This is a genomic window from Flagellimonas yonaguniensis (assembly GCF_029193885.1).
GTDB classification, from domain to species: Bacteria; Bacteroidota; Bacteroidia; order Flavobacteriales; family Flavobacteriaceae; genus Flagellimonas; species Flagellimonas yonaguniensis.
Map to the genome: position 1 here is coordinate 127982 of NZ_JARFVB010000006.1, position 13317 is coordinate 141298.

A 13317-nucleotide genomic window follows, 5' to 3' on the forward strand; every position below is an offset into this window, starting at 1 on the left:
TTTTGAGCGGGATTTTTTTATGATTTGATTTCTTTTTCCTCAGGCTTTAGGAGCATGGCGTCCGGATATTTTTTTCGGACCTCCAAGTACCTTCTTTCAGCTTCCAGTTTGGTTTTGAACCTTCCAAGTCTAACGCGGTATGTGGGCGATTCAAACTCTATTTTGGAATACCAGTCGGGAAAATCTATCTCTACTTGGCTCAATAGGTCCTGGGCCTTCTCGTAGTTGCCAAAACCGACTTGGATTTGATAAAATCCAGTGTTCGCATTTACTTTGGTATACAATTTTACCAACTCGTTGATTTTTGGGTCTTGCTGAATGGTCACTTGTCCATCTTGGGCCAAAACTTGAGAGGTAATCCCGATTAAAATTGCGGTAAATACAGCCGTTTTCATGATATTTGTATGTTGTACGATTTATGCTTAATGCAAATGTAGATTATTAAAGGTTAACCAAGTCGAGCGCAAGTTATTTAGAATCTTTATAAATTATGTGTTATGAATACCTTAAGATTTCAAAAAATGACTGTATGTCTTACTTTTGTTGCCATTCTTGGTAGGGTAAAAAGCTATTGCTCTCAAACTCAATAGAAAGAATCATGCCAAAGATTTCGATAGAAATTTCACGAATATGAAAAAGGTTTTATACCGCCATCTATTTTCTAAAGTTTTAGGTTTAACTCTCCTATTATTCTCATCATCTTTTTATGCACAGGAAGAAACCGAGGCTGCTGCTGATGTAGCCACGGAAGAAACTGCTGATGCAACTGGAGGGGATCCTGTAAAGGGGAAGCAACTCTTTAATCAGAACTGTGCTGCATGTCACTCCTTGGATAGGAAGATGACAGGTCCGGCATTGGCCAACGTGGAAACCAGGTTGGCAGATGATGAAGGGTTGGATAAGGAGTGGATTTATGCATGGATAAAAAACAGTCCTGGGGTAATTGCTTCCGGGGATGCCTATGCGGGCAAAATTTACGCAGAGTACAATCAAGCGGCAATGACGCCTTTTCCAACATTGTCCAACGAGGATATCGATGATATTTTGGCCTATACTGCCGCTCCGCCTTCCACACCTGCTCAAACTGCTGTGGCAACACCTGCTGGCGGTGAAGGTTCGGGAGGCTCAACCTCCGGTATTTCAAATGAGATGATTCTTGGGGCCTTGGCCTTGGTGTTCGGTCTTTTGGTCATCATGTTGATTTTGGTGAACAAGACCTTGCGCAGAATTGCAGAAGCCAATGGGGTTGTGCTTGAAAAGGAGAAAGAAAAGCGTTTGCCCATTTGGAAGGCGTTTGTGCAGAACCAGTTCTTGGTTTTGGTGACAGTGGTCTTCTTGTTGTTGGGCAGTGCTTATTTCGCTTATGGATATTTGATGCAGGTAGGTGTTGATCAAGGTTATGCGCCGGTTCAACCCATTCACTTCTCGCACAAGATCCATGCTGGTGATAACAATGTGGACTGTAAATACTGTCACTCTTCTGCAAGGGTGTCCAAAACTTCAGGGATTCCTTCCTTGAACGTTTGTATGAACTGTCATAAATCAATCTACGAATACACGGGTAATCCAGAAGGGCCATCTGCAGAGGATTTAGCTGCAGGGCATACCAATGAGTTCTATACTGGGGAAATCAAAAAACTATACAAGGCAGTGGGATGGGATGAAGAAAACCAAGGCTACACAGGCGAGACACAGCCAGTGGAGTGGGTAAGAATCCATCAATTGCCAGACTTTGCTTATTTCAACCACTCCCAGCACGTTTCTGTTGCAGGTGTGGAATGTCAGACTTGTCACGGTCCGATCGAAGAAATGGAAATTGTGGAACAATTCGCCCCATTGACCATGGGATGGTGTATCAACTGTCATAGGGAGACCAATGTCAAGGTGCAGGGTAATGCCTATTATGAGGCAATCCACGAGGAGTTGTCCAAAAAGTATGGTGTAGAGGAATTGACCGCAGCAATGATGGGTGGTCTGGAATGTGGAAAGTGTCACTATTAAGAATTAAAAGAAGATAATCTCAGATATATCGTATGGCATCAAACAAAAAATACTGGAAAAGTGAAGCGGAGTTGAATCCGAACGATTCCATTGTTGAGGCGCTAAGAAACAACGAGTTTACCGAAGAGATTCCCGTTGATGAATTTTTGGGCGACAAGGAAAATTTGTCCGCCTCTAACACATCCCGTAGGGATTTCTTAAAATATGTAGGTTTCAGTACGGCAGCAGCTACGGTTGCGGCGTGTGAAGGCCCGGTTCACAAATCCATCCCCTATGTGGTTCAGCCGGACAATATCGTTCCCGGTGTTGCCAACTACTATGCGACCACAATCGCTGATGGATTTGATTTTGCCAGCATCTTGGTAAAGACCCGAGAAGGAAGGCCGATCAAAATTGAAAACAATGCCGATGCAAAAGTAAACGGTGGTGCCAATGCAAGAGTGCAGGCATCTGTGTTGACTTTGTACGATAGCAAAAGGGTTCAAGGGCCGATGGCCAACGGAGAACCTGTGGAATGGAAAGTGTTGGATGCCACCATGAAGGCGAAGTTGAATGCTTTGAAAGGTTCCAACAAACAAGTGGTGCTGTTGACCCAGACTTACGCCAGTCCATCGACCACAAAATTAATAGCTGAGTTTAAAGCGGCTTACGGAGACAATGTAAGCCATGTGGTTTATGATGCCATTTCCGAAGATGCTGCATTGAATGCATATAATAAAGCCTACGGCGAGCGTGCCTTGGCCGATTACGATTTTGAGAAAGCAGAACTGATCGTTTCTTTCGGGGCTGATTTTCTTGGTGATTGGCAAGGGGGCGGATACGATACAGGTTATGCCAAGGGTCGTGTTCCCAAAAACGGAAAAATGTCCAGGCATGTACAGTTGGAGTCCAATATGTCTTTGACGGGTGCCAATGCGGACAAGAGATATCCGATGACCCCTACACAACAAAAGATTGCCCTTGCCAAATTGTATGGTAAATTGAATGGTAGCAGTGTTGGTGGAGGTACTTCCGATGTGGATGAAGCTGTTGATAAGGTTGCGGCCGAAATCAAAAAAGCGGGTAGCAAGGCAGTTGTTGTTAGTGGCTTGAATGATGAAAACGCACAAACTGTAGTGTTGGCCATCAACAAATTGTTGGCAAGTGAGGCTTTTGATTCAGAAAAACCGAAATATGTACGTCAGGGCGATGCTGCCAAAGTGAGCAAGTTGATTGCTGACATGAATGCAGGTCGTGTTGGGGCATTGATCATGGATGGTGTTAACCCGGCTTATACATTGCCAAATGCAGATGAGTTCCTTTCCGGACTTGGTCAGGTGGATGTGTCTGTTGACTTTGCTTATACCCATGATGAAACTGCGCAAGCTTCTAGTTATGTGGCTGCGGCTTCACATTACTTGGAATCTTGGGGCGATGCCGAATTCAAAAAAGGAGAATATAGCTTGATGCAACCCGCCATTCGTGAGTTGTTTGATACAAAACAGTTTCAAACAGCCCTTTTGACATGGATGGGCGTCGAGAAAACATATTACGAATACATCAAAGAAACTTGGAGTACGGACATTCTTCAGGGTGGTTCTTGGAACAAAGCCTTGCAAGATGGTGTGTTCGCAGCGCCAACAATGGTAATGGATGCTGTCGAGGTTGAAACGGTTCAGACGGATGCTGAAGAAGAGCAGTCTGGGATAGTGCCGATTGCTTCTGCAATCCGTTCATTGGTAAATGCAACAAGTCCGGGTACCGAATTGGTATTCTATTCCAAAGTTGGAATGGGGGATGGTCGTCAGGCCAACAACCCTTGGTTGCAGGAATTCCCCGACCCGATTTCCAGGGTATCTTGGGATAACTATGTAACCGTTTCCAAAGCGGATGCTGAAAGCTGGGGTCTGGAAAATACGATTGAGGCCGATGGAGGTGTAAACGGAAGCTATGTAAACTTAACTGTGGACGGAACAGTGTTGGAAAGTGTTCCAGTGATTGTTCAGCCAGGTCAGGCAGTAGGTACTGTGGGACTGTCTTTCGGTTATGGTAAGAAGGCCGGAATGCAAGAAGAGATGGCTACAGGAGTGAATGCCTATACTTTGTATAGCAACTTCTCGGATGTGCAGTCCGTGACTGTTGAGAAAGCAGGAGGTGAGCATGAGTTTGCTTGCATTCAATCCCATAAAACATTAATGGGTAGAGGGGATATCATCAAGGAAACTACCTTGGAAATCTTCAATACCAAATCCCACGCAGAGTGGAACCCAATGCCGCATGTAACCTTGAATCATCAGGAAATTCCTGTGACTTCTCCAGATGCGGATCTTTGGGAAGAATTTGATAGAAGCGTTGGGCATCACTTTAACTTGTCCATCGATTTGAATGCATGTACCGGTTGTGGTGCTTGTGTTATAGCATGTCATGCAGAGAACAACGTTCCTGTTGTTGGAAAACGCGAAATGCGTCGTTCTAGGGATATGCACTGGTTGCGAATTGACAGATATTATTCTTCCGAGGAAACTTTCGAGCTTGATAACGAGAAGAAAGAGGGAATGGAAGGTTTGTTCGGAGATAAAGGTGCTCTTGGAGGATTTGGCGAAATGGAAGATCCATCGGCCAACCCGCAAGTGGCATTCCAGCCTGTAATGTGTCAGCACTGTAACCACGCACCTTGTGAGACTGTATGTCCAGTTGCTGCGACATCGCACGGTAGACAAGGTCAAAACCATATGGCATACAACCGTTGTGTGGGTACAAGATATTGTGCCAACAACTGTCCGTATAAAGTTCGTAGGTTCAACTGGTTCTTGTACAACAACAATGACGAGTTCGACTTTAACATGAACAACGATTTGGGTAAAATGGTAATCAACCCAGATGTGAATGTACGTTCAAGAGGTGTTATGGAGAAATGCTCCATGTGTATCCAAATGACCCAAAAGACCATTCTGGATGCCAAGAGAGATGGAAGAGTCATCAAAGATGGTGAGTTCCAGACAGCATGTTCTGCAGCTTGTAGCAGTGGAGCTATGGTGTTCGGGGATATCAATGACCATGACAGTAAGGTAGCGGAGTTGAAGGAAGATGACAGAATGTACCATTTGTTGGAGCATGTGGGGACCAAACCAAACGTGTTCTACCATGTGAAAGTTAGAAACACCAACGAGGCTTAATCAATAAAAAAAGAAGTAACTAGAAGATAAATTATGGCGTCGCATTACGAAGCACCTATTCGAAAGCCCTTAGTGGTCGGAGACAAAGGATACCACGATGTATCAGTTGACATTGCCCGTCCGGTTGAGGGAAAGGCCAACAAACAATGGTGGATTGTATTTTCCATTGCATTGGTGGCATTCCTCTGGGGTTTAGGATGTATCATTTATACCGTTTCCACGGGTATTGGGGTTTGGGGACTTAACCGAACCGTTAACTGGGCCTGGGATATTACCAACTTTGTATGGTGGGTAGGTATTGGTCACGCAGGTACACTGATTTCAGCTGTACTCTTGCTTTTCCGTCAAAAATGGAGAATGGCGATCAACCGTTCTGCAGAGGCGATGACCATTTTCTCGGTTGTTCAGGCCGGTTTGTTCCCGATTATCCACATGGGTCGTCCTTGGTTGGGTTACTGGGTACTTCCCATCCCTAACCAATTCGGTTCGCTTTGGGTAAATTTCAACTCGCCCTTGCTTTGGGACGTGTTTGCGATTTCGACTTACCTATCTGTGTCATTGGTGTTCTGGTGGACAGGGCTACTGCCTGATTTCGCCATGATTCGTGACAGAGCGGTAAAACCATTCCAAAAGAAAATTTATAGCCTGTTGAGCTTTGGTTGGACAGGTCGCGCAAAAGATTGGCAGCGTTTTGAGGAGGTTTCCTTGGTATTGGCTGGTTTGGCCACACCTTTGGTGCTTTCCGTGCACACGATTGTATCTTTTGACTTTGCTACGTCGGTAATTCCAGGATGGCACACCACCATCTTTCCACCGTACTTCGTTGCGGGTGCGATTTTCTCTGGATTTGCCATGGTAAACACACTTTTGATCATTATGCGTAAAGTGTGCAGCCTTGAGGCGTATATCACAGTACAGCACATTGAGTTGATGAACATCGTGATCATGATTACGGGTTCCATCGTGGGATGTGCCTATATCACGGAGCTGTTCATTGCATGGTACTCAGGAGTTGAGTATGAGCAGTATGCTTTCTTGAACAGGGCCACGGGACCTTACTGGTGGGCTTACTGGTCCATGATGACATGTAACGTATTCTCTCCACAGTTCATGTGGTTCAAGAAATTGCGTACAAGTATCATGTTCTCCTTTTTTATTTCCATTGTGGTGAACATAGGTATGTGGTTCGAGCGTTTTGTGATCATTGTAACCTCATTGCATAGGGATTACTTGCCGTCTTCTTGGACTATGTTCTCCCCGACCTTCGTGGATATCGGAATCTTTGTGGGGACCATAGGGTTCTTCTTCGTGTTGTTCCTGTTGTACTCTAGAACATTCCCTGTAATTGCACAAGCGGAAGTAAAATCCATTTTGAAGGCTTCTGGTGAGAAGTTCAAAACCTTAAGGGAAGCTGGAAAGCCATTGTATGAAATGCCTGCTTCCAAAGGTAAAACCAAAATTGAGACGGCTCCAAAAGTAGAGACAAGTGAAGAACATGTGTCTACCTTATTGGAAGCATTGGGTACTTTTGATTCCGAAACTGAAACTGCAGATGACTTGAAAAAGGTTAAAGGAATTGGCCCTCAAATGGAGGATGCTTTGAACAAGATTGGAATCCATACTTTCGCTCAGGTGAGCAAAATGACCGAAAAAGAATACGATTTGCTGGATTCTATCACAGGTTCTTTTCCAGGAAGGGCACAACGTGATGATTGGGCAGGTCAGGCTAAAAAATTAAATGAAGATAAATAATTATGGCATCAAAAGTTATACAAGCACTTTACAACGATGACGATGTGTTGATGCATGCCGTAAAAAAGGTTAGGGCAGAGCACCATCATATAGAGGAGGTGTACACTCCGTTTCCTGTTCACGGTTTGGACAAGGCAATGGGATTGGCGGATACCCGAATAGCTATTACCTCTTTCCTTTACGGATGTTTAGGATTGACCGTTGCCATAGTTATGATGAACTTCATCATGATTGAGGATTGGCCGCAGGATATTGGTGGTAAACCAAGTTTCAGCTACTTGGAGAACATGCCGGCCTTTGTTCCGATCATGTTCGAACTTACGGTTTTCTTCGCAGCCCACTTGATGGTGATTACCTTTTACCTTAGAAGTAGAATGTGGCCGTTCAAAAAAGCGGAAAACCCCGATAAACGTACTACCGATGACCACTTTTTGATGGAAATAGGTTTGCACGACAACGAAAATGAACTTGCTGACTTGTTGTGGGAAACAGGAGCGGTAGAAGTAAAAGTTACAGAAAAGGAGTCTTAATAATATGAAGCAATTAGGTAAAATAAGTGTTGTTTTGGTTCTTGTGTTGTTCGCAGCATCTTGCGCGGACAAGAACAGTCCAAACTACCAATTCATGCCAAACATGTACGAACCTGTAGGATATGAAACCTATCAAGGCGTTGACAATGGATTGTTTCCTGACGGAACAGAAGCCCTGTTGCCGGTAGAGGGAACTATTTCCAGGGGATACATGCCCTATGAGTTTGAAAACACTCCAGAAGGAAAAGAACTCGCAAGATTGAACACAAGTCCATTGGATTCCCTGAATCAGGAAGAAAACTTGGTGAAAGGGGCAGAGCTATATGCGATTTACTGCGCCGTTTGTCATGGACCTAAAGGGGATGGACAAGGAAATCTTGTGAAAAGAGAAAAAATATTGGGTGTTCCCAGCTACGATGATGCAGCTAGAAATATTACTGTAGGAACTACGTACCATACTATTTATTACGGATTGAACTCCATGGGCTCCTATGCCTCCCAGTTCGCCAATGAAAAAGAAATGTGGCAAGTGTCCGAATACGTAATGAAGTTAAAGGAAGACCTAACAAAATAATAGGATAAGAAGAAACTATGTATACCTTTTCAAACAAACTTAGACTAGGATCTTTCATAGCCATGGGGCTTGGATTTATTTTCCTTGTAATTGGTTTTATGTCTGCCCCATCAACTGTGGAAGAAGCCAAGGCCATGGTAGCGGTACATGACGATGGTCATGGAGGAGGGCATGCAGAAGCAGTGGCCGAAAGCCATGGAGAAGAGCAGGGTCACGGTGCATCCGAAGCACACGGGGAAGAACACGATTCTTCACACGATGAGCATTTGTTGCAACAGTTGCAAAACCGTCCTTGGTCCGCACTTTACGTAGCTGCATTCTTTTTCTTTATGATTGCATTGGGTGTTTTGGCCTTTTATGCCATTCAACGAGCTGCCCAGGCTGGATGGTCCCCATTGCTTTTTAGGGTTATGGAGGGGATTACCGCCTACTTGGTTCCCGGTGGAATCATTGTATTCGTGATTTTGTTGCTTTCCGCATTGCACATGAACCACATGTTTGTGTGGATGGACCCTGAAGTTGTGGCCCACGATGAATTGTTACAAGGGAAAGCCGGGTATTTGAACCCAACTTTCTTTTTGATTAGAGCTGCCATATTCTTGGGAGGATGGATTTTCTACCGTCAGTATTCAAGAAAATTGTCTTTGGCTCAAGATGAGTCTGATGATAACAGCAACTTTGTAAAGAACTTTAGATGGTCAGCAGGCTTCTTGGTATTCTATTTGGTAACTGAATCCATGATGTCTTGGGACTGGATCATGAGTGTGGATCCGCACTGGTACAGTACACTTTTTGGATGGTACGTATTTGCCAGTATGTTTGTTTCAGGTATCACAGTGATCGCCATGGTAACCGTTTACCTAAAATCAAAAGGATATTTGGAGCAAGTAAATGACAGCCATATCCATGATTTGGCCAAGTTCATGTTCGGTATCAGTATTTTCTGGACCTACCTTTGGTTCTCCCAGTTCATGTTGATATGGTATGCGGATATCCCTGAAGAAGTAACCTACTACGTGGCAAGGTTCCAGGATTACAAACTGCCTTTCTTCGGTATGTTGGCCTTGAACTTTGTATTCCCATTGTTGGTGCTTATGAACAGTGATTACAAAAGAATCAACTGGTTTGTTATCATGACCGGTATTGTGGTGCTATTTGGCCACTATTTGGATATATTTAATATGATAATGCCTGCAACGGTTGGTGACCAATGGTTCATTGGATTGCCAGAGATTGGTGGTATTTTGTTCTTCGGAGGTTTGTTTGTGTACTGGGTGTTCACGGCTTTGACAAAAGCGCCCTTACAGCCCAAGCGAAACCCGTTCATTGAGGAGAGTAGACATTTTCATTATTAATACAATACGATTTAAGTCTTAGATAGATAAACGATGACTGCATTATTAACATTAGCTGTTTTAGTATTAGTTGCAATTGCGATTTGGCAAATGACCAAGATTTTTGAACTATCGCAGACTAAAACAGAGAAAGCTGAGATAGCTAACGATTCCGACAACAAAAACAATGGTTATCTGTTGTTCGTGTTCTTGATTTTCATTTATGGAATTACCATTTTCAGTTTTGCCAAATATGGAAAGGCATTATTGCCAGAAGCTGCATCTGAACATGGTGGAGAGTACGATCAATTGATGTTGGTTTCCATGGGGATCATATTCTTTGTGCAAACCGTGACCCAAGCCCTATTGCATTACTTTGGTTACAAGTACAGGGGACAAAAAGGAAGAAAGGCATTGTTTTTCGCCGATAATGACAGATTGGAGTTTATCTGGACCATTATTCCCGTGATTGTTTTGGCTGGTTTGATTCTTTGGGGATTGTATACTTGGACCAATATCATGGATGTTAACGAGGATGATGACCCATTGGTTGTGGAACTGTACGCCCAACAATTTAATTGGACTGCTAGGTACGCCGGAGATGACAACGTTCTTGGTAATGCCAATGTTAGATTGATTGATATCAACAATGCCAATGTGCTAGGTTTGGATGAATCCGATCCCAATGCTGAAGATGATATCCTTGTAAAGGAATTGCACTTGCCCGTTGGTAGAAAAGTGAACTTTAAAATGAGGTCACAAGATGTATTGCACTCTGCTTACATGCCTCACTTTAGAGCTCAGATGAACTGTGTTCCTGGAATGATCACTCAATTTTCGTTCACACCTACCGTGACCACAGAGGAGATGCGTTTAAACCCTGATATCGTTGACAAGGTAAAAAGAACCAATGCGATACGTGCTGAAAATGCCAAAGACCCTTGGGAGTTCGATTATGTATTGTTGTGCAACAAAATATGTGGAAAATCACACTATAACATGCAGATGAAGATTATAGTGGAAACCGAAGAAGAGTACAATAAATGGATAGCCGAGCAGAAAACGTTCAAAGAAACCGTGATGGTCGATGAAACGGCTCAAGCCTCGAACACAATGGAAGTTGCTGATGTGGAATTTAACGAAACAGCTTCGGTAGAATAACTAACAAAAGAGAATAACGAAAAAAATCAATTGGAATATGTCTGAAGTAGCCCATGTAAGTCATGATGATCACCACGATGATCATGGACATCACCATAAGGAAACCTTCGTAACAAAATACATTTTCAGTCAGGACCATAAGATGATATCCAAGCAATATCTGATTACAGGTCTTATCATGGGATTCATTGGTATTGCTATGTCGTTGTTGTTTAGAATGCAATTGGCATGGCCAGGAGAATCTTTTGGGATTTTTGAAGCTGTATTGGGCAAATGGGCCCCAGATGGTGTAATGGACGCCGATATCTACTTGGCATTGGTGACCATTCACGGTACGCTCATGGTATTCTTTGTGTTGACACAGGGATTGAGTGGTACCTTCAGTAACCTATTGATTCCATTGCAGATCGGTGCTAGGGATATGGCATCCGGGTTCATGAACATGCTGTCTTACTGGATGTTCTTTGTTTCATCCGTAATCATGATCATTTCCTTGTTTGTGGAAGCAGGACCTGCAGCTGCAGGTTGGACCATCTATCCACCATTGAGTGCGCTTCCTATGGCACAGCCAGGTTCAGGTATGGGTATGACACTTTGGTTGGTGTCCATGGCCATATTCATCGCATCCTCTTTGTTGGGATCCTTGAACTACATCGTAACCGTAATCAACCTTAGGACAAAAGGAATGTCGATGACCCGTCTTCCTTTGACTATTTGGGCATTCTTTGTAACTGCGATTATCGGTGTGGTTTCCTTCCCGGTATTGTTGTCAGCGGCTTTGTTGTTGATCATGGATAGAAGTTTTGGTACATCGTTCTTCCTGTCGGATATCTTTATCCAAGGAGAAGTATTGCACTACCAAGGAGGTTCGCCCGTATTGTACGAGCACTTGTTCTGGTTCTTGGGACACCCTGAGGTATACATTGTATTGTTGCCGGCATTGGGTATCACTTCCGAAGTAATGTCCACAAACGCTAGAAAACCAATTTTTGGATATAGGGCAATGGTTGCCTCTATCTTGGCGATTGCATTCCTATCCACTATCGTATGGGGGCACCACATGTTCGTATCCGGTATGAACCCGTTCTTGGGATCTGTATTTACATTCACGACCCTTTTGATCGCGATACCATCAGCAGTAAAAGCATTTAACTATATCACTACACTCTGGAAGGGTAACCTGCAACTGAACCCGGCGATGTTGTTCTCCATTGGCTTGGTATCTACCTTCATCACAGGTGGTTTGACAGGTATCATTTTGGGTGATAGTACTTTGGATATCAACGTACACGATACCTACTTTGTGGTAGCTCACTTCCACTTGGTAATGGGTATATCGGCCTTGTACGGTATGTTTGCAGGAATCTATCACTGGTTCCCGAAAATGTTCCAAGGACGTATGATGAACAAGAACTTGGGTTACGTCCACTTCTGGATTACCGCAGTTTGTGCCTATGGGGTATTCTTCCCAATGCACTTTGTGGGAATGGCAGGGGTGCCACGTCGTTACTATGAGAATACGGCCTTCCCAATGTTCGATGAGTTGACGAATGTTCAGGTGTTGATGACCGTATTTGCAATCATAGCAGGTTTGGCACAGTTGATATTCGTTTACAACTTCATCTCCAGTATCTTCTACGGTAAAAAAGGACCTGTTAACCCATGGGGCTCCAATACATTGGAATGGACAACTCCTCAAGAGCATATCCATGGGAACTGGCCAGGAGAAATCCCACACGTTTACCGTTGGGCATACGATTACAGTAAAACCTACGAAAATGGTGAGTACATTATCGCTGGACAGGATTTTGTTCCGCAAAATGTTCCGCTTCAAGAGAACGAAGAAGAACTCAACCATTAAGAAATAGATTTATATTAGTGAAAGAGCCCGTCCGTTTTTGGATGGGCTTTTTTTGTTGAAATGGATTTTGAAGTGAAATGTATATCTTTAAAAAGCAATTCCCCAGCAAAAGAGAACCATCATGAAAAAGTTACTTATCCTGTTACTGGTCCTGTCCCCACTAATGTCTATTGCCCAGCGCAAGCCTAAGATCAAGGGCAGCCGGATTGTGACCCAAGTAAGCGAAGAACTTCCTCCATTTAATGCCATAGTGTTGAACGATGACCTAGAAATCAATTTGAACAAGGCGTTGGGCCCAAGCTATCATATTTCTGCCGATGACAATCTCATCGATGTGTTGAAATTTGAAGTGGAGGACGGAACATTGGTCATAAGCTCTTACTATGATATTACCAGGAAAAAGGAACTGGTCATAACCGTAAACTATACAGAGTTAGGAGCCATAACAGTTAAAAATGGAGCCATGGTTTCCAAGGATGTGATTGAATCCGATGAACTGTTCGTGGATGGGTTCAATAATACGAAGTTGAACATCAAGGCAGATGCTGCGGTAATGGACATCAATCTGGAAGATACCAGTAGCGGCGATTTCCATGTCGAGGTCGATTCATTGAATGTAAATCTCAATAAAAGGGCACAAGCCTATGTGTATGCCCAAATAAATGCAGGGGCACTGAACTTGGAAGGGAACTCCTCTTTGGCCATGGAAGGCACTTCGGATAGGTTGCATGCCAATTTGCTCGATTATGCCAAATACAAGGGAGAAGCCATGCAAATAAATTCTTGTCAACTAAACGTGGCAGGAAAAGCCAATGCAAGGGTGTATGCATTTGGGGATATTAATATCCATTCCACGGGAGATGCCAGTATTTATCTCTACGGAATCCCAAAGATTACCATAGAAGAGTTTTTGGATTCCTCCCAACTCATCAAAAAACAAGAGTAACGT

10 protein-coding genes are annotated in these 13317 nt (G+C 43.6%); 9 read left to right on the forward strand and 1 reads right to left on the reverse strand.

Annotation, left to right across the window (positions count from 1 at the left end):
• Window positions 1–17 precede the first annotated feature (17 nt).
• Window positions 18–395, reverse strand: coding sequence for an SPOR domain-containing protein (locus PY092_RS11845; RefSeq protein WP_275616020.1), 378 nt, complete (start codon window positions 393–395; stop codon window positions 18–20).
• A gap of 235 nt (window positions 396–630) precedes the next feature.
• Between PY092_RS11845 and PY092_RS11850 the strand changes: the two genes are divergently transcribed.
• The 9 genes from PY092_RS11850 (at window position 631) to PY092_RS11890 (ending at window position 13314) form a co-directional block, all read left to right on the forward strand.
• Window positions 631–2001: a cytochrome c3 family protein gene (locus tag PY092_RS11850; protein WP_275616021.1), complete on the forward strand. Its 1371-nt coding sequence runs from the start codon at window positions 631–633 to the stop codon at window positions 1999–2001.
• 32 nt (window positions 2002–2033) lie between these two features.
• Entirely contained in the window at window positions 2034–5156 is a 3123-nt protein-coding gene (locus PY092_RS11855; RefSeq protein WP_275616022.1) for a TAT-variant-translocated molybdopterin oxidoreductase, read from the forward strand.
• Window positions 5157–5189: 33 nt separating this feature from the next.
• The gene (gene nrfD, locus PY092_RS11860; RefSeq protein ID WP_275616023.1) at window positions 5190–6908 is read left to right on the forward strand and encodes an NrfD/PsrC family molybdoenzyme membrane anchor subunit; all 1719 of its coding nucleotides are present in this window, start codon (window positions 5190–5192) and stop codon (window positions 6906–6908) included.
• A 2-nt stretch (window positions 6909–6910) separates the two neighbouring features.
• Window positions 6911–7438, forward strand: coding sequence for a DUF3341 domain-containing protein (locus PY092_RS11865; protein WP_127136524.1), 528 nt, complete (start codon window positions 6911–6913; stop codon window positions 7436–7438).
• Between the two features lie 4 nt (window positions 7439–7442).
• Window positions 7443–8012, forward strand: a complete 570-nt coding sequence (locus PY092_RS11870; RefSeq protein WP_275616024.1) for a c-type cytochrome — start codon at window positions 7443–7445, stop codon at window positions 8010–8012.
• Window positions 8013–8029: 17 nt separating this feature from the next.
• Window positions 8030–9367, forward strand: a complete 1338-nt coding sequence (locus tag PY092_RS11875) for a quinol:cytochrome C oxidoreductase (protein ID WP_275616025.1) — start codon at window positions 8030–8032, stop codon at window positions 9365–9367.
• Window positions 9368–9400: 33 nt separating this feature from the next.
• On the forward strand, window positions 9401–10507 hold the full coding sequence (locus tag PY092_RS11880) for a cytochrome c oxidase subunit II (protein ID WP_275616026.1): 1107 nt from the start codon (window positions 9401–9403) through the stop codon (window positions 10505–10507).
• A gap of 37 nt (window positions 10508–10544) precedes the next feature.
• A complete protein-coding gene (locus PY092_RS11885; protein ID WP_127136528.1) occupies window positions 10545–12368 on the forward strand; it encodes a cytochrome c oxidase subunit I in 1824 nt (607 codons plus the stop codon).
• A 121-nt stretch (window positions 12369–12489) separates the two neighbouring features.
• Entirely contained in the window at window positions 12490–13314 is an 825-nt protein-coding gene (locus tag PY092_RS11890) for a GIN domain-containing protein (protein WP_275616027.1), read from the forward strand.
• Window positions 13315–13317: the final 3 nt, after the last annotated feature.